Source organism: Pseudomonas sp. (assembly GCF_035512415.1).
GTDB lineage: Bacteria > Pseudomonadota > Gammaproteobacteria > Pseudomonadales > Pseudomonadaceae > Aquipseudomonas.
Window position 1 is genome coordinate 41,078 of record NZ_DATKDZ010000013.1, and the last position, 25,220, is coordinate 66,297.

General features: G+C 61.2%; 23 protein-coding genes and 1 pseudogene. 12 read left to right on the top strand and 12 right to left on the bottom strand.

What is annotated here, in order from left to right; all coding sequences use genetic code 11:
* Positions 1–9 precede the first annotated feature (9 nt).
* Positions 10–1,233, top strand: a complete 1,224-nt coding sequence (locus VMP31_RS05790) for a PepSY-associated TM helix domain-containing protein (RefSeq protein ID WP_325505001.1) — start codon at positions 10–12, stop codon at positions 1,231–1,233.
* 162 nt (positions 1,234–1,395) lie between these two features.
* Here VMP31_RS05790 and VMP31_RS05795 read toward each other — a convergent pair whose 3' ends face one another.
* Complete coding sequence (locus VMP31_RS05795; protein WP_325505003.1) at positions 1,396–2,136, bottom strand: transporter substrate-binding domain-containing protein; 741 nt, start codon at positions 2,134–2,136, stop codon at positions 1,396–1,398.
* Positions 2,137–2,410: 274 nt separating this feature from the next.
* Between VMP31_RS05795 and VMP31_RS05800 the strand changes: the two genes are divergently transcribed.
* Positions 2,411–4,078: a BCCT family transporter gene (locus VMP31_RS05800; RefSeq protein WP_325505005.1), complete on the top strand. Its 1,668-nt coding sequence runs from the start codon at positions 2,411–2,413 to the stop codon at positions 4,076–4,078.
* Between the two features lie 257 nt (positions 4,079–4,335).
* On the opposite strand, the gene VMP31_RS05805 is transcribed toward VMP31_RS05800, so the two are convergent.
* The 5 genes from VMP31_RS05805 to VMP31_RS05825 form a co-directional block, all read right to left on the bottom strand.
* Positions 4,336–4,800: a hypothetical protein gene (locus VMP31_RS05805; RefSeq protein WP_325505007.1), complete on the bottom strand. Its 465-nt coding sequence runs from the start codon at positions 4,798–4,800 to the stop codon at positions 4,336–4,338.
* Positions 4,801–4,887: 87 nt separating this feature from the next.
* Positions 4,888–5,583, bottom strand: a complete 696-nt coding sequence (locus tag VMP31_RS05810; RefSeq protein WP_325505009.1) for an AbiV family abortive infection protein — start codon at positions 5,581–5,583, stop codon at positions 4,888–4,890.
* Positions 5,584–6,064: 481 nt separating this feature from the next.
* Positions 6,065–6,790: a 3'-5' exonuclease gene (locus VMP31_RS05815; protein WP_325505011.1), complete on the bottom strand. Its 726-nt coding sequence runs from the start codon at positions 6,788–6,790 to the stop codon at positions 6,065–6,067.
* Positions 6,787–8,661, bottom strand: a complete 1,875-nt coding sequence (locus VMP31_RS05820; RefSeq protein ID WP_325505013.1) for a DUF294 nucleotidyltransferase-like domain-containing protein — start codon at positions 8,659–8,661, stop codon at positions 6,787–6,789. Before VMP31_RS05820 ends, VMP31_RS05815 begins: the two co-directional genes overlap by 4 nt.
* A gap of 317 nt (positions 8,662–8,978) precedes the next feature.
* Positions 8,979–9,383, bottom strand: a complete 405-nt coding sequence (locus VMP31_RS05825) for a ribonucleotide reductase subunit alpha (protein ID WP_325505015.1) — start codon at positions 9,381–9,383, stop codon at positions 8,979–8,981.
* A gap of 205 nt (positions 9,384–9,588) precedes the next feature.
* Between VMP31_RS05825 and VMP31_RS05830 the strand changes: the two genes are divergently transcribed.
* Both VMP31_RS05830 and VMP31_RS05835 read left to right on the top strand, forming a co-directional pair.
* Positions 9,589–10,155 (top strand): LemA family protein, encoded by a 567-nt coding sequence (locus tag VMP31_RS05830; protein WP_325505017.1) that lies wholly within the window; start codon positions 9,589–9,591, stop codon positions 10,153–10,155.
* A gap of 1 nt (position 10,156) precedes the next feature.
* Positions 10,157–12,088: a DUF2207 domain-containing protein gene (locus VMP31_RS05835; protein WP_325505019.1), complete on the top strand. Its 1,932-nt coding sequence runs from the start codon at positions 10,157–10,159 to the stop codon at positions 12,086–12,088.
* 190 nt (positions 12,089–12,278) lie between these two features.
* Here the strand turns inward: VMP31_RS05835 and VMP31_RS05840 are convergent, their stop codons facing one another.
* On the bottom strand, positions 12,279–12,515 hold the full coding sequence (locus VMP31_RS05840; RefSeq protein ID WP_325505021.1) for a hypothetical protein: 237 nt from the start codon (positions 12,513–12,515) through the stop codon (positions 12,279–12,281).
* Positions 12,516–12,958: 443 nt separating this feature from the next.
* Here VMP31_RS05840 and VMP31_RS23340 point away from each other — a divergent pair.
* Positions 12,959–13,726, top strand: a pseudogene (locus VMP31_RS23340) (PAS domain-containing protein); the annotation flags it as partial.
* A gap of 78 nt (positions 13,727–13,804) precedes the next feature.
* Positions 13,805–14,263, top strand: coding sequence for a methyl-accepting chemotaxis protein (locus VMP31_RS23345; RefSeq protein ID WP_414705436.1), 459 nt, complete (start codon positions 13,805–13,807; stop codon positions 14,261–14,263).
* Between the two features lie 156 nt (positions 14,264–14,419).
* Here the strand turns inward: VMP31_RS23345 and folE2 are convergent, their stop codons facing one another.
* Positions 14,420–15,316: a GTP cyclohydrolase FolE2 gene (gene folE2, locus VMP31_RS05850; RefSeq protein ID WP_325505025.1), complete on the bottom strand. Its 897-nt coding sequence runs from the start codon at positions 15,314–15,316 to the stop codon at positions 14,420–14,422.
* A gap of 76 nt (positions 15,317–15,392) precedes the next feature.
* On the opposite strand from folE2, the gene dksA reads away from it, so the two are divergent.
* Genes dksA through VMP31_RS05865 form a run of 3 tightly spaced genes read left to right on the top strand, consistent with a single transcriptional unit; the run spans position 15,393 to position 17,682 of the window.
* Positions 15,393–15,818 (top strand): RNA polymerase-binding protein DksA, encoded by a 426-nt coding sequence (dksA, locus tag VMP31_RS05855; protein ID WP_325506094.1) that lies wholly within the window; start codon positions 15,393–15,395, stop codon positions 15,816–15,818.
* A 14-nt stretch (positions 15,819–15,832) separates the two neighbouring features.
* Positions 15,833–17,038, top strand: coding sequence for a zinc metallochaperone GTPase ZigA (zigA, locus tag VMP31_RS05860; RefSeq protein WP_325505027.1), 1,206 nt, complete (start codon positions 15,833–15,835; stop codon positions 17,036–17,038).
* On the top strand, positions 17,038–17,682 hold the full coding sequence (locus VMP31_RS05865) for a DUF1826 domain-containing protein (protein WP_325505029.1): 645 nt from the start codon (positions 17,038–17,040) through the stop codon (positions 17,680–17,682). The genes zigA and VMP31_RS05865 overlap by 1 nt, the downstream gene beginning before the upstream one ends.
* 18 nt (positions 17,683–17,700) lie before the next feature.
* Here the strand turns inward: VMP31_RS05865 and VMP31_RS05870 are convergent, their stop codons facing one another.
* Entirely contained in the window at positions 17,701–18,054 is a 354-nt protein-coding gene (locus tag VMP31_RS05870) for an NADH:ubiquinone oxidoreductase (RefSeq protein ID WP_325505031.1), read from the bottom strand.
* A gap of 203 nt (positions 18,055–18,257) precedes the next feature.
* On the opposite strand from VMP31_RS05870, the gene VMP31_RS05875 reads away from it, so the two are divergent.
* Positions 18,258–19,220 (top strand): CobW family GTP-binding protein, encoded by a 963-nt coding sequence (locus VMP31_RS05875; RefSeq protein WP_325505032.1) that lies wholly within the window; start codon positions 18,258–18,260, stop codon positions 19,218–19,220.
* A 36-nt stretch (positions 19,221–19,256) separates the two neighbouring features.
* Here VMP31_RS05875 and VMP31_RS05880 read toward each other — a convergent pair whose 3' ends face one another.
* Both VMP31_RS05880 and VMP31_RS05885 read right to left on the bottom strand, forming a co-directional pair.
* A complete protein-coding gene (locus tag VMP31_RS05880; RefSeq protein WP_325505034.1) occupies positions 19,257–20,033 on the bottom strand; it encodes a hypothetical protein in 777 nt (258 codons plus the stop codon).
* A 52-nt stretch (positions 20,034–20,085) separates the two neighbouring features.
* Entirely contained in the window at positions 20,086–20,946 is an 861-nt protein-coding gene (locus VMP31_RS05885; protein WP_325505036.1) for a plasmid partitioning protein, read from the bottom strand.
* Between the two features lie 417 nt (positions 20,947–21,363).
* Between VMP31_RS05885 and VMP31_RS05890 the strand changes: the two genes are divergently transcribed.
* Both VMP31_RS05890 and VMP31_RS05895 read left to right on the top strand, forming a co-directional pair.
* Entirely contained in the window at positions 21,364–23,106 is a 1,743-nt protein-coding gene (locus VMP31_RS05890; protein ID WP_325505038.1) for a DUF1302 domain-containing protein, read from the top strand.
* Between the two features lie 12 nt (positions 23,107–23,118).
* Positions 23,119–24,480, top strand: coding sequence for a DUF1329 domain-containing protein (locus VMP31_RS05895; protein ID WP_325505040.1), 1,362 nt, complete (start codon positions 23,119–23,121; stop codon positions 24,478–24,480).
* Here VMP31_RS05895 and VMP31_RS05900 read toward each other — a convergent pair.
* Positions 24,477–25,097, bottom strand: coding sequence for a TetR/AcrR family transcriptional regulator (locus tag VMP31_RS05900; RefSeq protein WP_325505042.1), 621 nt, complete (start codon positions 25,095–25,097; stop codon positions 24,477–24,479). The two genes, VMP31_RS05895 and VMP31_RS05900, sit on opposite strands and share 4 nt — an antisense overlap.
* Between the last annotated feature and the right edge of the window lie 123 nt (positions 25,098–25,220).

Consider the following 25,220-nt stretch of genomic DNA (forward strand, 5'->3'; position numbering starts at 1 on the left):
AGATAGCCCATGCGTGCCTCCCTGGTTGTTCTCCATCGCTGGTTCGGCCTGTTTATCGCCGTGTTTCTGTTCGTCTCCGGCCTGACCGGGGCGGTGATTTCCTGGGATCACGAGGTCGACGAGTGGCTTAACCCGCAGCTGTTCGCAGCGCAAAGCGTCGGGCCGCAGCAGTCGCCCGAGGCCCTGGCTGCCCAGCTGGAAGCCCGCGACCCGCGTGTGCAGGTCGGCTTTATGCCGCTGTATACCGAGCCGGGCCACGCCTTTGGTGTCAGCCTCAGCCCGCGCATCAACCCGGCCACCGGCAAGGCCTATGAGCTGGATTTCAACCAGGTGGCCCTCGACCCGGTGACCGGCGAGGAGCAGGGCCGGCGCATGTGGGGCGCGGTATCGCTGAACCGCGAAAACCTGATGCCGTTCCTCTACAAGCTGCACTACAGCCTGCATATCCCCGACGGGTTCGGCATCGAGCTGGGCATTCTGCTGTTCGGCATTATCGCCATCGTCTGGACTCTGGATTGCTTTATCGCCCTGTGGCTGTCGTTTCCCAGCTGGCGCGCCTGGCGCAAGTCGTTCGCCTTTCGCTGGAAGCAGGGCGGCTACAAGCTCAACTTCGACCTGCACCGTTCCGGCGGCGTGTGGATCTGGGGCCTGCTGCTGATCCTGGCGGTCACCTCGGTGTCGATGAACCTCAATGTGCAGGTGACCCGCCCGCTGGTTGAGCTGTTCTCGCCGCTGACCCCCACCCCCTTCGCCAGCCGCACCCCGGTCAGTCTCGATGAGCAGAAGCAACCGGGTATCAGCCGCGCCGAGGCGGTCAGCCTGGCGACCGCCGAAGCGACGCGCCTGGGCTTGGAGAAACCTGCCGGTGGGGTGTTCTATTCGCCGGAGTTCGATGTTTACGGCGTGGGTTTCTACACCGCGGATAACGACCACGGCGACGGCGGCCTGGGCAACCCCTGGCTGTACCTGGACGCTCAGAGCGGTGCCCTCGCGGGCAGCTTGATACCGGGCAGCGGCAGCGCCGGGGATATCTTTATGCAGGCGCAGTTCCCCCTGCATTCGGGGCGCATCCTCGGCATGCCTGGGCGCATTCTGGTGTCGCTGCTGGGGCTGGCGGTGGCCATGCTGTCGCTGACCGGCATTGTTATCTGGGCGAAGAAGCGCCGCTCGCGGGTGCGCAGCGAGCAACGCATCCGGCAAAGTGATTTGCTGGTTCAGGGCGCGTTGCGTTAGGGCGATGTTCCGGCGTCAGCGCATAAGTGCGAAGAGGGCTGACTTTGTCGGGTGACGCGGGGCTGTGCATACCGAAAGTCTGCAGTCAGCCGTGGTGCGCACAGCGCACCCTACGAGGCCTCGCGTCACCCTACCCATTGGCCCATGGCTTTGCGTCTGGCGCTACGGCTCGATAATGCCGTGGCGCGCCTTTAGGGCTTGCACCTGTTCGGCCTGGCTGCTGAGAAAGGCATCGAACTGCTTGATCAACTCGGGGTGCTGGATGCTCGAGAGAAAGTAGTGGTCATCCTGATAGGCCAGGTTGCGGTCGAACACCAGGGCATTGCTGTCCATGCCGTTGCTGCGCAGGTGGTACGCCACCACCTGCGGGTTGAGGTAAACGCCATCGACCCGGTCATTCATGGCCATGGCCAGCAGCGACTCGATCTGGTTGGCCTGGATCAGGATGATCCGCCCCGCCTCGATATCCTCCAGATAGGGCCAGGGGGTAAAACCGCGCTGGGTGCCGAGGCGGCGCAGGCGCGCCTTGCCCTGGTTGAGGTGTTGGGGTTTGACCAGTATGCCGTCGATGGCCGGAGCCGCCGCCTGGCTGAAGTGCACCTGATGGCCGCGCTTGATATCGGCGTTCCAGCGCGGGTTGTCGGGGTATTTCAAATCCACCCGGCCGCCGAGAAAGTCGCTGAGCAAGCGCCGCACCGGTAGGGGGCGATAAATAAACTCATGGCCCTGGTGGGTGGCGAAGGCGTCCAGCAGGTCGCGGCCATAGCCCAGGTACTGGCCGTCATGCACATTCGAATAAGGCATATAGGGCTGCAGCTCGACCCCCACGGTAAAGGTCTGCGCGCGCAGGGTCGGGCTGAAGACAAGCGTCAGACAGACCAGCAGCGGAAGAAGGACTGTCATGGGCACGGGCTCTCGACATAACGGCATAGGGGGCTACAGAAACCATAGCCAATTGCATGCCACAGAGGGAGCCCGCACCGGAAAATTCTGACGATACGGCCAGCAACGCGGGCGCTAAATGGGCTGCAATGGCCGCCAATCCTGGCTTTGTGCCTGCAGGGATGGGCTATGGCTGCTACCCTGTCCGGCTCAGTTGCCGGTTTGGCGGCTGTACGAGTAGGGCAATCCGTCCTCGTGCGCGTAATGCGTGCCACACGCCTAAGGAGCATTCCATATGGGAAAAGACCCTTCGTCTGACACGACCCCGCAACCAGATGCGGCAAATCTGGATGGCATCCCGGCCCCGAGTGGGGCCGCCAATCTGATCGACACCGACTACGTGGTCGGCCAGGACAACATCAAAGGGCAGTTCCTGTTCGCCCTCGACATTCACGGCAAGGTCTTCAGCATTTCCGCACTCACCGTGGTGCTGTTCGTAGTGCTGACCCTGGCCCTGCAGAACGAAGTGGAACCGCTGTTCAGCGCCATCCGCGGTTGGCTGACCAGTAACCTGGCCTGGTTCTTCCTCGGTGCGGCCAATATCTTCGTGCTGTTGTGCCTGGGCCTGATCGTTTCGCCGCTGGGCAAGGTGCGCCTCGGCGGTATGGACGCCACCCCCGACCACTCCTACCTGGGCTGGTTCTCCATGCTGTTCGCCGCCGGTATGGGCATCGGCCTGATGTTCTACGGCGTGGCCGAACCCATGGGGCATTTTTCCGCCGCGATGGGCGGGGTCAGTGTCGGTGAAGATGGCCTGCGTACCGACTGGTCCCCGCTCGCGGGTGCCGCCGGGGATGCCGAGGCCGCTGCACGTCTGGGCATGGCCGCCACCATCTTCCACTGGGGCCTGCACCCCTGGGCGATCTACGCCATCGTCGCCCTGGCGCTGGCGCTGTTCTCCTTTAACAAGGGCCTGCCACTGTCGATCCGCTCGATCTTCTATCCGCTGCTTGGTGAGCGGGTGTGGGGTTGGCCGGGCCATGTGATCGACATCCTCGCGGTGTTCGCCACCCTGTTCGGCCTGGCCACCTCCCTCGGCCTGGGTGCCGAGCAAGCCGCCGCCGGCATGGACCACCTGTTCGGCGTCGCCGCCACCGACCTGAGCAAGGTGCTGCTGATTATCGGCATCACCGGTATCGCCCTGCTGTCGGTACTGGCCGGCCTGGACAAGGGCGTCAAGCGCCTGTCCGAGCTGAATATGGTCCTGGCCATCCTGCTGCTGCTGTTCGTCATCATCGCGGGCCCAACCCTAGCCATCCTCACCGGCTTCTTCGACAACCTCGGGGCTTACCTGCAACACCTGCCGGCACTGTCCAATCCGATTGCACGTGAAGACGCCAACTTCAGCCAGGGCTGGACCGCCTTCTACTGGGCCTGGTGGATCAGCTGGTCGCCGTTCGTGGGCATGTTTATCGCCCGGGTCAGCCGTGGCCGCACCGTGCGTGAGTTCCTGATCGCCGTGCTGCTGGTGCCGTCCCTGGTGTCGGTACTGTGGATGACCGCCTTCGGTGGCACAGGTATCAGCCAACTGGTGGGCGACGGCTTTACCGGCGTGCAGGACGCCGCGCTAGAGCTCAAGCTGTTCGCCATGCTGGCGGAACTGCCGTTGGCGGAGATCAGCTCCTTTATCGGCATCGTGCTGGTGATCGTGTTCTTCGTCACCTCGTCGGACTCCGGCTCCCTGGTGATCGACACCATCACCGCCGGCGGCAAGGTCAACGCCCCGGTACCGCAGCGCGTGTTCTGGGTGATTACCGAAGGCGTAATCGCCATCGCCCTGCTGCTCGGCGGCGGCCTGGTGGCCCTGCAAGCCATGGCGGTATCGACCGGCTTGCCGTTCACCATCGTGCTGCTGGTGGGCTGCGTATCGATCGTCAAAGGCCTGATGAGCGAACCGCGCTGATCGCTGTTGAGTAGTACAAGAGCGCGCCTTCGGGCGCGCTTTTTTATGCGCGGGGCTTGGGTGGGCTCGCGCCGGGCACCTGTAGGAGCGGGCTTGCCCGCGATGTTTTGCTTGGCACCCACAGCATCGTGTGCGCTGATGTTTTGTATTGCGCATGCCTTGGGGGTCTAACTTTTATTTGCGTGCGAGATTTAAATAAGTCTGTCCCCTTTTCCCATGACTGTTGCCTGCACTGGCTGTGATATTTATATTACCCATTAGCTATATCGCCAAATATAGAAACCACTTGATACACCTAAAAAAGTAAATAGCCAAGAATATATATCCCACTGAACCTGGTGAGCGGCTAGAGTTTTAATTTGCTCTATAAATGAACTGTCTAGTGCTATTTCTGCCCCTTCCCACAAATACCAAACAACAAAAAGGTCAGAGAAAAATATAGTAAACAATGTAAATGAAGTCGCTATTAATTGGTAAATAGGGCCTGAGCCATGTGAGGAATATATAACCGCGCCACTAATTAATGCACCAAATACAATAGAAACCCAAGCATACTCTGCTTCGAATATAGCCGCGATTGAAACCCAAGACAAAAATAAAATAACTGACATCAATGCTGCTGCTAAAATGGCTTTTGGAATACTACCTAAATCTTTTAAACAATAAACACATATTCCAGCTCTATCTGAAGTGGCACCGCAATTTTTACATTCAATATGCACAGTAATCCTTTCTATTCACATAACGTTTGGTTAAATGGCGGGCTTTAGCCCGTCCCAGCGAGCGAAGCGAGTGATTTGAACCACTTGTTAGATTTTTGGGAATGCTACGCCGTTTTCAATGAAATTTTTCATTGAATTGGTCTCGCCTTCTTTGAGCCCAGCATCCTGCATTGCTGCATACCATGTGATCAAAGCCTCTTTCATGGCATCAAAGTCGCTTCTTGAAGCTTTGCCGACATGCTCAATCCATAACTCAATTTCTTTTGTAGTGACTTCGCTCTTTCCTGCAAGGAGTTTTGCTGTTTGAACAAGTGATTTAGAGAGATCTTCGTTGACGACAACACTAGGTATTGACCAATTCTTATTTCCTAGGCAATCCGTATAAAAGCCTAATTGTTTTAGCTGATCAAGGATGAAGGGATGCTCTGCACCTTCCTCGAAGAGAGGGCGAAGGTCTTCCAGTTTCCTGGCCCCTTTTATTGCAAGCTCAGGAAGTAACCACTGAGCATTCTTGCTGGTATGAGAGCGATAATTTTTCCAACTTGCTTTGGTTTCTTCTGCGGTACTGGCCGTTGAAAGCTGGCGTAGGATTGAAACCTTTCCGGACTCCTCAATCGATAGGGCTGCGAGCGATGCCGCAGTTGGAAAACTTCCTGTCTCCAGCAGCTTCTGAGCATCGTTAGCTAAACGCATGGCGTTTGTGTTGGCTGCGTTCATGCCGGCTGCAATTTCTGATGCAGATAATTCGCCTTTATATGAATCAAGTTTCTTTTGGTTTGGCATAAAAATCTAACTATTAATTAGGCGACACATATGTCGCGATACGTGCCGCATAAACTTCCTTGTCGTCAGCTAAGTCCTTGTCTTTCTTAAAGGTGGTCGTGGCAAAAGCGACAGCACCTGGAGAGAAACACGACAGGGAGGACGGCAAACCCGGACTGCTGGCGTAATACTGGCTGGCTTGGGCCAAAGCTAGTTCATACAGGCTGAGGCGTCCATTACGGTGGTCGATGACGGAGATGCGGCCAGGTTTTGTCTTTGCTCTTTTTCCGTCAGCTGCTGAGATATCAGGCGCGTGCCAAGTCCTACTCAGGAGGCTGGCCCGAAGGGTGAGCGTAGCGAATCAAGTGACGCGCCCGAGGGGGCGCAACACAAAGCATCAGCAAACGCGATGTCATGCCGAATACAAAAAGCACCCTCACCCTCACCCCCAGCCCCTCTCCCGTAAACGGGCGAGGGGAGCAAAGCGGCTACCGTCGCGCCCTCAACTCCACAATTCCCCCACCGGCGTATCCACCGAATACCGCGTCGCCACCTGCGCCTGCAGCAACTCGGCAGTTGCCAGCGCATCGGTTAGCGCATGGTGGGCCTGATATTGCGGCAGGTTGTAGCGCAGGCGGCTGTCGGCCAGGCGGATGGAGACTGGTTGGCGGCCGAGCAGGCGGGCCAGCCAGCCGGGTTGGCGTTTGGGGTAGAGGCGCGCTTCCAGCTGCATGGTGTCGATCACCGGGAACTGCAAACCTTCACCCAGCTGCTGGCGCAGCGCCTGGTCGAGAAAGCTGCGCTCGATATTGCGGTAGTGCACCACCATTACCTTGCCGGCCATGGCCGCCAGCAGTTCGCCGAGTATCTGGCCCATGCGCGGGGCGTGGCGGATGTCTGAGTGGGTGATGTGGTGGAAGGTCACCGATTCGCCGCTTAGCTCGCTGGCCGGGTTGACCACCCAGTACAGCGCTTCGCCGCAGCGGATGCGGCGCAGGTTGAAGGGCAGCAGGCCGAGGCTGACGATGGCGTGCTGGTTGGCGTCGAGGCCGGTGGTTTCGACGTCCAGGGCCAGCAGCGGCACCTGTTGCAGCGGGGTGTCGGGGCTGACCGTGCCGGCGCGGTAGAAGGCTTGCAGGCGCGGGTCGCTGGCGCTTTCGGCGAGTTTGGCGAGGTGCCCGACCCAGTCGAACAGCTCGGCGGTGCTGGCCTTGGCCGCGCCGCTCATAGCGCCTGACCGGCTTGCGCCGGGTAACGGAAGCGGAGGAATTTCTGCGCGTTGCTGAGCACCTGAAAGGCTTCCTTGAGGTTGTGCCGCTCGCTGGCGGAGACCTTTTCCGGCTCGATGTAGTTGTTCGGCTCGCGGCCTTCTTCGATGGCGCGGGCCTGATGGCGGATGCGCACCAGGCTGAGAAACTCCAGGGCGTAGCGCAGCTGGCTGATGGCCTCGGGCTGCAGCAGTTTGGTCTGGGCGATGGCGTCGAGGCGCTCCAGGGAGTTCTGCGCCTTGCTGCCGCAGGCCAGGGCGTGCACGCGGATCAGGTCGGTGAGCGGTGCGCTGCCGCGGCCCTTGAGGTTGATGATGTTCTTCTGCTGGCCGTCGCTCTCCATCACAAAGGTGCGGAAGAAGCCCAGCGGCGGCGTGCGGTTGAGGGCGTTGCGCGCCAGGGCGGCGAGGAAGGCCGGGTTGCTGCTGGCTTTCTGCGCGAGCAGTTCCTGGAGGTTTTCCACCAGTTCGCTTTCGCCATGTACGCCGTCGAGGTCGAAGAAGATGCAGCTGTTGAGCAGGGTCTGCGGGTTGGGTTTGTCGATCCACTGTTGGAAGTAGTTACGCCACACCCGCAGCGGCTGTCGCCACTGGGCGTTGCTGGCCATGATGCCGCCCTTGCAGTAGCTGTAGCCGCAGGCCGCCAGGCCGTCGCTGACAAACTGGGCGAGGGCGGCGAAGTAGGCGTCGTGCTGTGCGGGGTCGAAGCGGTCGTCGAGCACCAGGGCGTTGTCCTGGTCGGTGACCAGCAGCTGTTCGTCGCGGGCCATGGAGCCGGCCACCATAAAGCAGTAGGGCACCGGCGGCGGGCCGAGTTTCTGTTCGGCCAGCTCCAGCAGGCGCTGGGTAAAGGCGCGGCCGATGCCGCTCATGGCGCTGCCGATCATCTGCGCGGTGGCCTGGTCGCTGACCATGCGCACGTAGGTGCCGCGCAGGTCCGCCAGGAGGTTCTGCAGGCCGGCGACATTCGGCTGGTTGAAGATGCTGTTGACCAGGTAAAGGCTGCTGTGGGACTCGTAGCGGATGATGTCGGACAGGTTGATCAGGCCCAGAGGGCGACGCCGCTGCACCACCGGCAGGTGATGGATATTGTGGCGCAGCATGCGCAACATGGCTTCGAACACGCTGTCATCGGCCTGGATGGTGATGGGATCGGGCGACATCACCTCGCTCACCGGCGTCGCGCTGTCGAGCCCGACTGCGAGCACCCGGGTGCGCAGGTCGCGGTCGGTGAGGATGCCGACCATCACGCTGCTGGCCGCTTCGCCGTCGACAATCACCAGGGACGATACGCTCTGCTCGGTCATCACCTGGGCGGCCTGCTGCACCGAGGTGTGCAGGGGCACGCAGACCGGCTGGCGGGAGATCAGCTTGCGCACTTTGAGCTGCATCAGCTCGCTGGCCTGGCCCTGGCTTTCCACTGCGGATTTGAGCCGCGACTGGCCCTCGGCCTCGACAAAGTCGGCAAAGCTGTCGTGGGCCTCGCACAGCTGGCCGAACAGTTTGCTGGGGATAAAGTAGACCAGGCTGTCTTCGATGGCCCGCGCCGGGAAGCGCACCTTGTTGCTGCGCAGCAGGCCGGCCTGGCCGAAGATATCGCCCTCGCTCAGGCGGTTGTACAGCTCGCCGTTGCGCCGGTAGATTTCCACCGCGCCGCTGCGCACATAGTGCAGGTCGTGAATCTCCGCGCCGTACAGAAGAATGTCGCTGCCGGCCTTGAAGTAGGCCACCTCGACCTGGCGGGCGATGGCGTCGAGGCTATCCTCGGGCAGGGCATCGAAGGGCGGGAAGCGCTGCAGGTGGTCGCGGATCTCCAGTAACTCGATCTGCATGGGGGCCTCTTGAAGGTGGGCGGGCCGACCGTCGCCGGCTTCGCCTTTGCGGGTCACATCGATGATGGCCTTGCGCGATCGTCTGCAAGGCCCGCCACGTCTGGGTGATTACCGGCGGGTCGAGCAGCGGCAACATGATGCCGGATAATCGGCAGGCGCTAACCATAACCTGTCCCGAAGCGGGCACGCGACTGTTTCGCTGCCGGGCCATGGCCCCGGCGAACACCGACGCATAGAAGGACAGCAGACCCGGCTCTGGCTCCAGCGACTGGATGCTGAGGCTGATCATGGCTGCGCAGTAGTACGGCGACAGTCGCCTAGTAAAAGCCCACCGCCTGCCCCGTGCGGTCGAAGGCGATAAAGTTGCCGATGCTGCCAGCCTCGATGGCCCCGACCATCATCTTCAAGGGCTGTTCGGCTTCGTCGCTGCTCGGTGCCATGCCTGCACGCCCGGCCAGGCCGGCGGCGAATACCAGGTCCCAGGCCACCCCGGTGCGGCTGGACTCGGCCAGCAACCCGGCGAAATCCACCAGTTCGTCCGGCAGCTTGTCGACGCACAGCACCGGCTTGAGCGAGCCGCCCTGGTTCTCGGCGTGGCGCTGGCGTTCCTCTGCGGTTGCGTCTTCCGGCAGCTCGGCGCAAACGAACACCAACAGTAAACGTTGCGGTTCCGGCTGGGCCTTGGAAGCGGCTAGCAGATCGGCGAATTCAGCAATATCCATGACAGTCCATCCGTACGAAAAAATAAGCGATGCGATAGGCCACACTGCCATGGAGGAGCCGACCCTGACCATATCTCTTAAGGTATAGAGGGCGCGTCGCGCGGCTCGCGTTATTGGCTTTACGCACGGGCGTTAGGTGCCGGCTATGGTGTTAGGACGATGGCGAACAGAGCGTTTTCAACGGCCTGCAAATCAAGGAGTGGCTATGCAAGGGGCGGGATTGTGGGTGGTGCTGGCGCTGCTGTTGGGGCTGAGCGGCCTGGGGATTTATTACTACAACCGCCTGGTGTTCAACCGCGCGCGGGTGGCCGAGGCCTGGAGCGGCATCGACGTGCAGCTCAAGCGTCGTTCCAGCCTGATCCCGGCGCTGGTGGAATGCGTGCGGCAGTATATGAGTTACGAGCAGGACACCCTGCAAGCGCTGGTGCAGGAGCGCATGCGTGCGGTGCAACTGGCCGATTCGCCGCTGGGCCTGCGCGCGCCGGTGGAGGCGCACCTGAGCACTCAGCTGCGTCAGTTGTTTGCCCTGGTCGAGGACTACCCGACGCTCAAGGCCGATGGTCAGTTTCTCGATCTGCAGCGCACTATCACGGACGTCGAGAACCATATCCAGATGGCCCGGCGTTACTACAACGGCGCGGTGCGCGAGCTGAATGTGCTGGTCGAGTCGGTGCCGAGCAATCTGGTGGCGCGGCCCTTTGCCTTTACCCAGGCCGAGTACTTCAGCCTGGATGACCCACGTGACGCCCAGTCGCCAAAAATGGAGTTTTGACATGCTGCGAGCCATGCGTGTTGCGCTGTTAAGCCTGTGCCTGCTGCCACTCTGGGCCGCAGCGGACGAGGTGATCGAAGACTTTGCCGTGACCCTGCAGGTGCAGCCGGACGCCAGCCTGCTGGTGACCGAGCGAATTACCGTGCAGGCCGAGGGCGAGCAGATCAGGCGCGGTATCTACCGCGATCTGCCGGTCAGGTATGCAATGGCATTGGGCTTGAACAAGAGCGGCCCGATCAGCCTGCTGGGCGTGACCCGCGACGGCCGGCCTGAGAACGTGACCACCGAGCGCAACGGTGCCTGGGTGCGCTACTACATCGGCTCGGCGGACCACCTGCTGCAGCCGGGGCGTTATCAGTACGAGCTGCGTTATCGGGTCAAGCGGCAGCTGTTGCATCACGAAGGCCGCGACGAGCTGTACTGGAATGTCACCGGCAATCAGTGGGTCTTCCCGATTCTTCAGGCCTCGGTCGAGGTCAAGCTGCCGCCGGGCGCGCGGATTGGCGACCTGGCGGCCTATACCGGGGCTGATGGCGAACAGGGCAAAGCGTACGAGGTGGTCGAGCAGGGCGACGACCATCTGCGCCTGGTCACTACGCAAACCTTGCCGGCCTATCAGGGCCTGACGGTTGCGCTGGATTGGCCGGCGGGCCTGGTGGCGCGGCCGGGGATGTTGCAGCGGCAGAGCTATCTGCTGCTGGATAACCTCGGCCTGTGCCTGGGCGTGCTGATGTTGGTTGGCTTGTTGCTGTTCTATCTGCGCGGCTGGGACCGGTTCGGCCGCGACCCGCAGAAGGGCCTGATCATCCCGCTATTCGAGGCTCCGCAGGGCCTCAGCGCGGCGCAGGCCGGCTACCTCTGGCACCGCGGCTTCAAGGGCCCGTATCAGGAGGCGCGGGCCTTCAGTGTGTGGCTCACCGATATGGCCATCCACAAGCACCTGCTTATCGAAGACGCCGCCCGCGGCAGTGGTTTTAGCCTGGCCACTGGCGCGGGCAGTGACCTCAGCGAGCCTGATCGCGAACTGCGCAACCGCCTGTTTCCGGCCGGCAAGGAAGGCGTCGCGCTGAAGATCGGCCGCAGCTACCAGTCGCGTCTGGCCGAAGCCGTGGCCGGGCTTAAAAGCCAGCTGCAAGAGCAGGGCAAGGCTTGGTTCAGCAACAACCGCGGTATCTGGGCCTGGGGTCTGGTCTGGGCGGTGGTCGCGTGCCTGGTGATGGTGTTTGCCGGTGCCCAGGGCGAGGACGATATAGCCACTGGCTTGGCCGGCGTGATGTTTACCCTGGGCTTTGGCGTACCGTCGCTGTTTGTGTTGTATATGGCTTGGCATCAGCCCAGTTGGGGTAAGCGGATCGGCCTGGGCCTGGCGGCTTTGATGTTTTTCTGGCCGATGCCGATTGGCCTGTGGATGCTCAGCGAGGCGGCGTCAGTGCCGGCCTTGCTGCTGCTCTGCGTGTATGTGCTGGTGGTGGCGCTGTTCTATTACCTGCTGCCGGCACCCTCGGTCGAAGGGCGGCGCTTGCTCGATAGCCTGGAGGGTTACCGCGAGTACCTGCAACTGGCGGAAAGCGACGCCCTGGCCCTGGCCGGCAATGCCCCGGCGATGAGCATCGCCCTGTACGAGAAACACCTGCCCTACGCCATGGCCCTGGGCGTGGAAGACAAGTGGAGCGAGCGCTTTAGTACGGCCCTGGCCAGCGGCCTGATCGACCCGGCGCAGCGCGACTATCAACCCGACTGGTACCACAGCCGCCGCAGTTTCAGCACCCCGCTGGCCATGAGCACCGCCCTGGCGGCTGGCCTGAGCAGCGCCACGGCGCTGGCCTCATCGCCACCCGCGAGCAGCTCATCAAGCGGTGGCGGCGGCGGTGGATCATCCGGTGGCGGCTCGTCCGGCGGCGGCGGTGGTGGCGGAGGGGGCGGCGGCTGGTAGGGCGCTGGGTCGCGGTGGGCGCTTTTGTAGGAGCGGGCCATGCCCGCGAAACGCATCGCGGGCATGGCCCGCTCCTACAGGTACCTACAAGCCGAAAGACGCAATTGCCCCCAGTTTGCAGGGCGACAGCGCGGCGTCTGGACGACGGGGATCTCCTACAGGTTTGCGACAGTCGAACCCTGTCGCGACACTACGGCTTGCGGGTTTCCTGCAGCTTGGCCAACAAGGCCTCGCTTTTCGCCAGCTGCTCGGCTTCGCTGAGCTGCGGGTTTTCCAGCACGCTATCGAGCTGTTCGATCAGCTCGCTTTGCCGGCGGATGCGTTCATCCAGCTTCTCCAGCTTGCGCTGGTTGTGCCAGCTCCACAGGGCCAAAGCGCAGGCGGCCAGCACAATCGCGGCTAGCACGATAATCGTCAGGGTGTTCATCGCGGCTCCAGAATTTTGCGCATCAGCATGCGCGGCAAGTTAACAGCGCCGCGCGTCAGCGTCTGTGCCTGCTGCACAGAAAAACCCTGGCGGGCAAAGAATGGCTGGGCGACCAGGCTGGTGCCAGTGAAGGCTGAAGACAACCAGAAATGCAGGGCTGCTTCAGACCAACTTTATGGATGGTCTGAAAAAGTTAGCATTCGCAGAAGATGCCACACCGCTACCTGCGGGTTGCAGGATGCCCTATTGCAAAGTAGGGGGCTTTTTCAGGGTTTTCTTAGGCCGGTGCTCAAGATGAAAGGTATCCGTGACTCGAAAAATACTAGCTATGCTTGATGACTATGTAACTCAAGGAATGGTGGCTTAGGCCGAGGCGATAATAGGTAACTCCTATTGAGTATTTTCAGATGCTCTTAATAATTAAAAAGACAATAGGAATTACTATGTTTTTCAAGAATAATAACGAGTTGCTCGAAAGCCAGAAGACAGTCGCCGATTTGCAACTGCGCCTAGATGCCATCAACCAGAATATAGCGATGATCCGCTTCAGGCCGGATGGTCACATCATCGAGGCGAATAGTTTGTTTCTTGGGGTGCTTGGCTATGACCTCAATGAGGTAGTAGAGAAACACCATCAGATGTTCTGTGACAAAAGTTATGTTAATTCAAGTGACTATCAGAAGTTCTGGCAAGCGCTCGCCAAGGGCGTCGCGCAGAAAGGTATTTTCAAAAGAATTCATAAGAACGGAAGTTCAATCTGGGTTGAGGCCACCTATACACCGATCAAAAATCAAGGTGGGCAAGTCATTGAAGTCGTGAAGTTATGCTCAGACGTCACGTCAAGACAGACGGAGCTATTATTTCTGGGCGCTGCCTATGCAGCTATCAGCCGTTCAATGGCCATGATTGAGTTCACCCCGGACGGTGACATTTTGCATGCAAATGACAATTTCCTTGGTGCTATGGGCTATCGCTTGAGCGATATTAAAGGCCGGCACCACCGCATTTTTTGTTATGACGCCTTTTATAAAGAGAACCCAGATTTCTGGCAGAGCCTGAAAAATGGAAAATTTTATAGCGGACAGTTTGAGCGTAAGACCGCGTCGGGCGAGCGCATTTATCTTGAGGCTACATATAACCCAGTCATTGATGAAAGCGGTCATGTTATCAAGGTGATCAAATTCGCCACTGATGTTAGTCCACAGAAGCATAAGGCTGAAGAAATTCGTCAAGCCGCAGAACTTTCCTTCACCACTGCAGAAGAAACCTCGCAAATTTCCGTGCGTGGCATGGAGTCCTTGGGCAGCTCCATTGATCTATCCCAAAAAACACTTAATTTGATTAACGGTGCCGTCACCTTGATCACCCAGTTAAATACTCAAGCCAAGGACATTGAGAAAATTGTTACCACCATTCAAGGTGTTGCGGAGCAGACCAATTTACTTGCACTGAACGCCGCAATTGAAGCCGCCCGCGCTGGTGAAATGGGCCGAGGCTTTGCTGTGGTGGCCGACGAGGTTCGCCAACTGGCAGCGCGTACCAGTAGTGCCACCGTGGAAATCAAGAATGTGGTATCGGAGAACGGCAAACTTACTCAGCAGCTCAACGTCAATATGGCCGGCATCGCCAAAAGCGCCGAAGAAAATAATGATCAAATCGCCACGGTGACAACCATCATGCGTGAAATCAGTGACGGTGCTGACCATGTTGCGCGCACCGTTTCAACGCTGTTCAAAGACAATAACTAGACGAGTTGCTAGATCCGCTGCACAGCAGGCTTGGAAGATGCTCTGTACTTACCGAAGCACCTAAACCCTCAGCGTTGAAAGTGCAGCGGCAGGCCCTGGCAGTCGTCTAGCTCCGGGCCTTGATGCCACGCCCCCACTGCAGGTTGTGGCTGTTGATCATGCCTGGCCCCAGTTCCAGCTACTAGCCGCCACTGCATCGTGGGCGTGCAGGCTTTCCGCATGCACCACGCGCAACTGAAAGGCGCTGAGCTCGCTCTGTTGCAGCAGCGCGCTGTGCAGACGGCGGGCGGCGTCTTCGCAGAACATCAGGTTCTGCCCATTGGCCAGAGCAAAGGCCTGTTCGTCGGCACGCTTTACGGCGGTTTGCACGGCGGTGCAGAGAGCCTGTTCGGCGGCATCGATCAGCTCCAGCAGCGGCAGCTCGGCGGCCTGTGGCGGCAAGCGTACGTCCAGGGTGGCGTAGCTGCGCTGGCTATGCGGCGTGGCGACGATGCCCTGGGGCGAACCGAGCCAGGCCAGCAACTGAGCATGTTCCAGCGGCTGGCCGGCGAAGTCCTCGATAAAGCGCTGTTGGATCAGCTGGCGCGCCAGTGCGGCGGAGCAGGGGCAGGTCGAGGAATAGGTCACTTTTACCTGCAGTTCCACGTGAAACCCCCATAAATCCTGGCGTGCACGCACTTCGAAGGGGTAGGACTTCCACCCGGCAAGGGGGCTGACCAGCGCTGGACGACTCAGTAGCGTCTCACCATGCAAGGTGATCGACGCCTGCTGCGACAGGTCCTGATGGCTGTCGAGAAACTCGCCCAGCAGCTGCTGCAGCGTCGCCGGACTTAGCGGGTTGTGCTCCAGCCCGTGCAGGGCCAGGTACAGGCGCGACATATGGATGCCACGAGCATTGCCATCATCCAGGCTGACCCCGACATCGGCGCGAGCATTGATGCGTTGCCCGGCCAGGTTGACCGGCAGCGCGATGCCTTGCATGCCGACCCAGTCCAGCGCTTGTTGGTGGGCAGGTGTTTGCGCGGCTATATCCGGCAAGGTCAGTGCGTTCATCAGAAATCTGCCGCTCGGCTATGGGTTTAAATGTTATGTTATAACAAGTAAATCGCAAAGCCAGTGAATCCTGATGATGACCGCCACCCCGCTTACCCACGCCGAACTGCTCGCCCAGCCGGCGGATGACTATATGAATGCCGCCCAGCAGCAGTTCTTCCGCAGCTTGTTGCTAAGCCAGCGCGACGAGCTGCAAGCCCGTATTGCCGAAGAGTTTGCAGGCCTGCGCGAGCGCGAAACCAGCAGCGATCCCGCCGATATCGGCAGCGCCGAAGAGCAACGCCAGTGGCAACTGCGCCTGCTGGAGCGGGAAAAGAAGCTGCTCGACAAGATCGATGAAGCGCTCGACCGCCTGGCCCGCGGCGAATACGGCTGGTGCCGGGAAACCGGTGAGCCAATCGGCCTCAAGCGCCTGCTGCTGCGACCCACCGCAAGCCTGTGCATCGAAGCCAAAGAGCGCCAGGAACAACGCGAAAAACATCTGCGCCACGCCGAACCCTGATGGAGCCTGAAACCATGAATAACCGTCTTCCCGTAACCGTGCTGTCCGGCTTTCTCGGGGCCGGTAAAAGTACTTTGCTCAACGCCATCCTGAAAAACCGCCAGGGTTTGAAAGTGGCGGTGATCGTTAACGATATGAGCGAAATCAATATCGATGGCAGCGAAGTTCAGCGTGATGTCAGCCTGAACCGCGCTGAAGAAAAGCTCGTGGAAATGAGCAACGGCTGCATCTGCTGCACTCTGCGCGAAGACCTGCTGGAAGAGGTCGGCCGTCTGGCCCGTGATGGCCGTTTTGATTACCTGTTGATCGAATCCACCGGTATTTCCGAGCCGCTGCCGGTGGCCGAGACCTTTACCTTCCGTGGTGAAGACGGCCAGAGCCTGGCCGATGTGGCGCGCCTGGATACCATGGTCACGGTGGTCGACGGGGTGAACTTTCTGCGTGATTTCCACGAGGCCGAGAGCCTGGCCAGCCGTGGAGAAACCCTGGGTGAGGAGGATGAGCGTTCGATCACCGACCTGCTGATCGAGCAGGTGGAGTTCGCCGATGTGCTGCTGGTGAGCAAGATCGACCTGATCAGTAGCCACGAGCGCGAAGAGCTGATGGCCATCCTGCGTGGCCTTAACACCCATGCCGAGATCCTGCCGATGGCCATGGGTGCGGTGCCGCTGGAAAAAATCCTCAACACCGGCCGCTTCGACTTCGAACGCGCCGCCCAGGCACCGGGTTGGCTTAAAGAGCTACGCGGCGAGCATGTACCGGAAACCGAGGAATACGGCATCGCCTCCACTGCCTACCGGGCGCGCAAGCCGCTGCATCCCGAGCGCTTCTTTAACTTTATCAACCGCGAGTGGAGCAATGGCCGCCTGCTGCGCTCCAAGGGTTTCTTCTGGCTGGCGAGCAAATACCAGGAGGCCGGCAGCTGGTCCCAGGCCGGCGGTTTGATGCGCCATGGCTTTGCCGGGCGCTGGTGGCGCTTCGTGCCCAAGTCGCAATGGCCGACGGACGAAGAAGGACTGCAGGCGATTATGAAAAACTGGGAGGCGCAGAGCGGCGACTGCCGCCAGGAACTGGTGTTTATCGGCCAGAACATCGACTTCGCCCAGCTGACCGCAGAGCTGGATACCTGCCTGCTGACGGATGCGGAAATGGCCCTGGGCGTGGACGCCTGGCAAGCGCTGCCCGACCCCTTCGGCCCCTGGCATGAGGAGGCCGCCTGATGCTGGCACCTGTTCTGAGGCAGCCGTTGCAGCAAGTCAGCAGTGAGCAGATCGACGTACTCGGCGAGGTGCTGCGCGACGCGGTCAATCTGGCCGTCTGGCAGCGCCAGTTACCGGCGCAAATCAGCGATTTCGCCAGCGCCTTGCTGGCTCAGGGCGAGCCGTTGGGGCAATCCATCGTGCTCGAGCTGGCCAGCCCGGAGAGCGCGCCGAACCTCAGTGGCTTGGTCGATGGTTATAGCGATCTGCCGGGGCAGGCGGCTTTTCTGCAGGACCTGAGCTGGCTGGTCGGTGCTTTTGCCTGTTTGTTCGATGCCAAACGGATCGGCTTGCGCCTGCGCATTCTCGACAAGGCCATGTGCCCGCGCTTTCACGTCGATCATGTGCCGGTGCGGTTGATTACCAGCTACGCCGGGGTCGGCAGTGAGTGGCTGCATGAAGGCGTGATGGCGCGCCGTCGCCTGGGTGATCCAACTGCTGAGCCCAGCGATGCCGCGCTGATCGAACGCGCCGAGGCCGGCCATGTACTGCTGGCCAAGGGCGAGAAATGGATTGGCAATGAGGGCGGCGGTTTGATCCACCGTTCGCCGCAACCACCGGCCGGTGAGCGGCGTTTGTTGTTGACCCTGGATTGGCTGGCGTAAGTGATTGCGGCAGGCGGCTTAGCGCGCCATCCACACACCCTTGCTCTGCTGCTCGCAGAAGGGCTTGAGGTAGGCGGCGTCCGTGGCGACTCCGTAATAATGCACGTCCTGCTTGTACGGGGTGCCGCCCACCGTGGAGTTGCGGCACACGCCGAAGGCCCCGATGGGGCATTGCTCGACAAAGGCCACTTCGACCTTCTGGCCTTTCAGTTGCGGCTGGCAGAAGCCGGTGCGAAACAGGTTGGGCGGGATGCTGCGGTTCTGCTGGCAGACCTTCACATCCAGACGCTCAGCCTGGCTATGCACCACACAGGCTTCACCCCAGGCCAGGCCGGATAACAGGGATAAGCCAAGCAGTAGAGCGGCACGCATCGTTGGCAACCTCGATAAACACAGCGGGTGGATTCTGTAGGAGCGGCCCATGGCCGCGATAGCCTTTCGCGGGCATGGCCCGCTCCTACAGTGCGGCGGTGGATGGCCAATAAAACAGTCTGCCGACTCTAGCATGCGGCTTTTATTCAGTCTGCGCCCTGCGCGGGGTTCTCTCCCGGCCGGCAAAGCCGCACCATAGGCCCATGCTCAAGAATATCCCCACCCATCTGATTGCCGGCCCTCTGGGCGCGGGCAAGACTAGCCTGATCCGCAACCTGCTGGCGCAGCGTCCGGCCAACGAGCGCTGGGCGGTGCTGATCAACGAGTTCGGCTTGATCGGTCTGGATGCCGCCCTGCTGACAACCGACGACGACGGCATCGCCATGGGCGAAGTGGCCGGCGGCTGCCTGTGCTGCGTCAACGGCGTGCCCTTTCAGGTCGGCCTGAGTCGTCTGCTGCGCAAGGCCAAACCGGATCGTCTGTTGATCGAACCCTCGGGCCTCGGCCATCCGCTGCAACTGCTGGAGCAATTGCGCGAGCCGCCCTGGCTGGACGTACTGGCGGTGCAGGAGCCGGTGCTGGTGCTGGATGCCATGGCCCTGGCCGCTGGCGCGGCGCTGCCCGAGAGTCAGCAGGCAACCTTGAGCAGTGCCGGTTTGCTGCTGCTGAACAAGGCCGAAAACCTCGACGCGGCAACCAGGGCGCGGCTGCAAGCGCTGCTGCCCGCGCGGCCGCTGTTGTGGACGACCCAGGGCACCTTGCCACTGAGCCAGCTACCCGGTTTTGCCGCTCGGGCCGATAGCGGCGGCACGCTGGATGTTTTGCCCGCAGGTGCCGCGACATTGCCGCAATTGTGGCGCAGCCCGAGCGAGCCTATCTGTCAGGTTCAAGCGCAGGCCGAGGGGTGGAGCATCGGTTGGCGCTGGCACCCGAGTCAGCAGTTCGAGCTGATGCAGGTTCAGCAGTGGCTGCATGGGCTGGCCTGGCGACGGGCCAAGCTGGTGCTGCAGACCAACGCCGGCTGGCTCTCGGCCAATGCCCTGGATGGCCAGCCCTTGCACTGGCAGAACAGCGAGTGGCGCAAGGACTCGCGTCTGGAGCTGATCTTTACCGAGGTGCAGGATGTGGCGGCGTTGCAGGCGGGGTTTGCCGCTTGCCGGCTGTGATGTAGGGCTGCCGGCCGCCTGGCCGAGGGCTGACGCCTACTGCGCGGCCTGGGCCAGGCTTGGCAATAGCGCCAGGTCTTCGATAATTCGGCTGCTGTAGCGGTTGACCAGCGAGGGGATATTGTCCTGCTGGTAGTGCCGCAGCGACGGTTCGATATAGCGCCACTTGCGCTCAATCTTCTGCAACAGGCGCTGCGCCTCGCCGCCCGGCTGGGTCTGTTGCAGTTGCTGCAAACCCTGGTCAAAAGCCTGGGTTTGACTATCCAGTGGTGGCTTGTCACCACCCAGCACATTGGCTCCGACGCTGTGGGCGAGGTAGTCGCTGTTAAGGGTTTGCAGCTGCATGGCCAGTGCCTGGCTTTGTCCCTCCAGTGGGCCCGCCGGCGTCGGGTAATAGCCGCTCAGGGTCTCGCCCAGTTGCGTCAGTTGCCGGTGCTGGCGGAGCAGCTCGGCTATCGCTCCGCCACTCGGGATTTGCCGCTGTTGCAGGCTGTTTGTCAGCTCAAGCAGCAGCGTGCGGTAAGCCGGCCATTGTCGGCGCAGCTGCGCCAGCACGGGCAATCCACCGCTGTCGCTGGGTGCCGCGAGCTGGCCGAGCAGGCTGTCGATCTGGCTGCCGCGGCGCTGCGCCGCTGCCAGGTGGGCGGGGTCGTTGTCGACGCCATAGAGCAGGTAGAAATCCCCGAGCGAGCCGCTCAGGTTCAGGCGTATCTGCTGCAACGGCGCGGCCTGTTGTGCGGCGGCGGCCTGGCCGGTGGTGCAGGCGAGCAGGGCTGCCAGCAGGCCGAGCAGCCGGAGGTGGTAAGCAATCATGGGGGCATCCTGAGGCGGCCGAGCCTGCGCCCGGCCGCTGCTGGGTGAAGGGTCAGGGGTGGGCGTTGAACCAGGCCAGCACCTTGCCCGGCGAGGCGTCGAACCATTCGTGCTGGCCCAGGGGTTCGGTGTGGCGGCCGGTGGCAATGCCCTGCTGGAGCAGGCGGTCGTAGTACAGATCCATGCTCCACCACGGCACTACAGCGTCGACAAAGCCATGGATAAAGTAGGTCGGCGGATGATCGGCCGGCAGCGTACCCGGCACTGAACAGAGCGGGCCGCTGCAGCTGGCGTAGGAGCCGGAGTGCACCACCAGGGCCTTGAACTGGCCGGGGAAGGACACGGCCATGCGGCTGGTGTTGTAGCCGCCGCTGGAGATCCCGGTGGCGTATTTGCGCTGAGCGTTGAGCGGGCCGAAATGGCCGCTGTCGATGGCCTGGAACAGGTTGGTCAGAAAGGTGAAATCGGTGCTGGTGGGGTACAGCTCGCCCGACAGACCGGGAATATTGGTGTGCCAGAACAGGTCGGCCGGGGCGCTGGGGGCGATTACCGCATAACCCTGATCGAGCAGTGCCTTGATGGTCTTGCCCTCGTTGTACAGCTTGCCCAGCCACTCGTTGCTGTAATAGACGAAGTCGTCCAGGGCGAAGAACGAGCCCTGATAGAACAGCGCCACCGGCCAGCCGCCCGCCGGTGGTGTACCGGCCGGGGTCTGGTAGATCACCTTGCGCAGGGTAAGGGGGCCTGAGGAAATCCAGGTCGATTGGTGGCTGCAGCTGATCTTGCCGGGCAGCAACAGGCTTTTCTTGCGTTCGCTGCAGGGTGAGTCGGCCCAGGTCGGGGTGGCGAAACAGCACGCCAGCAGGGCGATCAGGCCCAGCCAGCGGACAGACGGTTTGGCAGTGATAAGCATGGTAGTTCTCCACTTTCTTATTGGTTTTCTAGAGGATGTTTACAAATTACTGCGCTCGGCCATGCGGCGTTGAACTCAGCCTCAAAATGCTCATGTACTACTCGTACACTCCGCTTTCTCGGCTGATTTCGCCTTGCCTGGCCATCGCTCGCTACTTTTGTAAACACCCTCTAAGAGGCGTCCTCCTGACCAAACGCTCTGCTTCCCTGTTGTCGCTTATTAAATAGAAACCCGAATTCCGATTCCGTCAAGTAAGCCATCCCGCGCAATCTGGGCGCTGCAGCGCCGCGAACCCTCTAGCGCCGGCCACGGCTGGAAGAAAAAATCTTTGCTGGGCTTGCCAAAACGCGGATGGGCTACTACTTTATCGGAACCGATGTTCCGGTTCCGATAAAAACAACACAGCAGGAGATCATCGTGGCGACACAGAGATCAGCATGGACGGCGGGTTGCCTGGCGTTGCTGGCGGCGAGCCAGGCGAATGCCTTTCAGACGCGCTCGGGGGACTGGGCGCTGTCCCTGGATACCACCCTGTCCTACGGGGTGAACTACCGCATGGAAAGCCAGGATCGCCGGCTGATCGCCCGCGCCAATGGTGGCAAGGGCGACAACGGCGCATTGATCAACTCTGACGACGGCAACCTCAACTTCAAGAAGGGTGCGCTGTTCTCCGAGGTGGCCAAGGTGGTGACCGAGATGGACCTGAATTTTCAGGACGATTACGGCATCTTCCTGCGTGCCCGCGGTTTCTACGATTTCGAGCTGAAGGACGATAACCGCCGCCACCGCGAGATCCCCAACAAGGGCCTGGACGATGCCGGCTCCAGCATCGATCTGCTAGATGCCTTCGTTTACGGCAGCTGGACGGTGGGTGAGCGCGCCTTGAATGCCCGCCTTGGCCGGCAGGTGATCAACTGGGGCGAAGGGCTGTTCTATCAGAACGGCATCGGCGCGACCAACCCGGTGGATCTCAACGCCCTGCGCGCGCCTGGCTCCGAGTTGAAGGAAGCCTATATGCCGACCCTGATGGGCTATGCCTCGTTCGAGCTGAGCGAAGGGCTGTCCGTCGAAGGCTACTGGCAGCCCGGCAGCGCCTGGGAAGAAACCAAGATCGACCCCTGCGGCACCTATTTCTCTACCCTCGATGTGCTCGGTGGCGGCTGCGATTACCTGATGCTGCCGCCCTTGCAGGAGCCGCTGACCGGAGGCCTGGCCTTCGACAGCCCGGAGCAGGCCCAGGCCTTCGCCGACAGCCTGGGCCCGGGGTTTATCAATGATCTGCTCCGGGGCTATCTGCCCACCACCTATATCCCCCGCGGCCAGGACGTCAAAGCCGATGATGCCGCCCAGTACGGCGTGGCCCTGCGCTGGCTGGTGCCCGAGCTGAATGACAGCGAGCTGGGTTTCTACTACCTGCGCTACAACATGAACCTGCCGATGATCGGCCTGACCGTGGGCCAGCCCGTGGTGTTCCCGGTGGTGGGCGCGCTGCCGGTCGGCAGCAGTTCCAACTACTACGCCGAGTACCTGGAAAAGCGTCACCTCTATGGCCTCAGCTTCAACACCAGCATTGGCGGCGACAGCTTCCTCAATGGCCTGTCCCTGGCCGGCGAGCTCAGCTATCGGCCCAATGCTCCGATAGCCCTGGGCCTGGGCGAGTACCTGCCGAGTGCGCTGCTGGGCAATCTGGCCGGCATGCCGGTGGGCACGCGCCTCGATGGCTATGCCGAAAAAGCCATGTGGCAAGCCTCGTTGGTGGGCATCTACAGCTTCAACAACCTGCTCGGGGCCGATACCGCGACCCTGCTCACCGAGGTGGTGGGCAGCCGGGTGCAGGGCTTGGAGTCGGATATCGACTACTACGGGGCCACGTCCAGTGCCTGGGGGGCGCAAAGCAGCCTGTCGCTGACCTATAGCAACGTGTTCAACGTGGTCAATCTGGTGCCCAGCGTCAGCTACCAGTACGGCATCAACGGTGTGGCTCCGCAGCTGACCAACGGCCTGCTGGAAGAGCGCAAAAGCTATTCCCTGGGGGTCGACGCGATCTATCAGGAGTCCCTGACGGTCGGCGTCAAATATGTCGGTTACAGCGGCGGCGATCTGGCCAACAAGCTCAGTGACCGCGACTACCTCGGCTTCAACATCAAATACAGTTTCTAGGACGTGATCACCATGAAGACTTCAGGATTCTTGCGCGCCAGCCTGTTCGGTTCCCTGCTGCTCAGCGCCGGTCTGGTTCAGGCCCAGGTGACTGCGGCGCAGGCCGCGCGCCTCGGTCAGGAGCTGACCCCGATCGGCGCGGAAAAGGCTGGCAATGCCGCCGGCACCATCCCCGCCTGGGACGGCGGCCTGGCCCGCGATGCCAACGCCTACGACCCGGCTCTGGGCTACCGCGACCCCTATGCCGCTGACCAGCCGCTGTTCAGCATCACCGCGGCCAACGCCGAGCAGTACCGCGAGCAGCTCAGCCCCGGTCAGCTGGCCATGCTCACGCGCTTTAGCGAGAGCTGGAAGCTCAACGTCTACCCGACCCGGCGCTCGGCCTCTTACCCGGACAAGGTGTATGCCGCGGCCAAGCACAACGCCACCTCGGCCAAGCTGATCGAAAACGGCAATGGCATCGCTGACTTCAAGCTGGCCACGCCCTTTCCGCTGCCGCAGTCGGGCCTGGAAGTGCTGTGGAACCACCTGGTGCGCTACCGCGGCGACAGCGTCAAGCGCTACTACGCCCAGGCCGTGCCCCAGGCCAGCGGCGACTATTTTATGACCAAGATCGAGGACCTGTTTCTGTTCAACGAAGCCGCCGGCGATCACAGCCAGAGCAACGGCAACGTGCTGTTCTACTTCCGCCAATCCGTCCTGGCCCCGGCGCGCTTGGCCGGCACCGAACTGCTGGTGCATGAGACCGTCAACCAGGTGAAAGAGCCGCGCCTGGCCTGGCTCTACGCCTCCGGCCAGCGCCGTGTGCGCCGCGCGCCAAACGTGGCCTACGACTCGCCCGGTACCTCATCGGACGGCATGCGCACCACGGACAACTTCGACATGTTCTCCGGCGCGCCGGACAAGTACGAGTGGCAGCTGGTGGGCAAGAAGGAACTCTATGTGCCCTACAACAGCTACCGCCTGGCGGCCAAGAGCAACAAGTACAGCGACATCGTCAAGCGCGGTCACGTCAACCCGGACCTGCTGCGCTACGAGTTGCACCGCGTCTGGCATGTACGGGCCACGCTGAAGGCGGGGATGCGCCACCAGTACAAGCAGCGCGATATGTATTTCGACGAAGACAGCTATCAGATCCTAGTGGTCGACCACTACGACAACCGCGACACCCTGTGGCGGGTTGGCGAGTCCTACACCGTCAATCTCTACGATCAACCGCTGATCTGGACCAAAGGCGATGCGGTATATGACCTGATCGGCGGACGTTATGTGATCGGCATATTGTCCAATGAAGAACCGGCCAATCAATTTGATATTGCCCTGAAACCCTCGGACTTTACCCCAGCACAATTACGTCGGGACAGCCGACGTTAATGCTTGGCAACTTCCAGATAGTTACAGATCAGCCGGGAAAGTTCCTCGGGAATAACTTCCCGAGGCGTTTCGCCGAGGGTGCCGACCATGGTCAGGTAATTCAGGCTGGCCAACAGCATATGTGCCGCCAGGTCGGCGGCCTGCTGCGGCTGCGGGTGGCGCAGTTCGTTGCGCCGGGCCAACACGATGGCGCAGAAGGTCTGGCCGATGTAAGCATTGAGCTGATGGAAGCGCTGACGGAACTGCAGGTCGGCCGAACTGCGCCGAACCAAGGCGCGGAGCAGGCCTTCGCGGCCCTCGAACAGCGCGATCATACCGCGGATAAAGGCTTCGATCTGGTCGCTGAGCGGCAACTCGCTGTGGCCGAGGCCCTGCACCAGGCTGTCGATGGCGCTGCGGCCTTGCTCGACGAAGCGCTCGTGCACGGCGTAGAGCAGCACGTCCTTGTCGCCCAGCAGGCGGTAGAAGGTGCCCACCGAGGACTCCGCCAGCAGCGCGATCTGGGAGATGCCGGTGTCTTCGAAACGGTTGTCCGCAAGCAGTTCGGCAGCCACGTTGAGAAAGCGCTCAAGGGCTTTTTTACTGCGAGCCTGAGTCGGGCTGGAAATGCTGTACATGGGGAGAACTCTCTATAAGACGCAGGCCGATTCTAGGTTTTCCACCGGGATAAGGCAAACGCTCAGCTAATAACTAAGTTGGCAATCTTCCCCATTTAATCGATGTTTCCTGATCATTCTCGC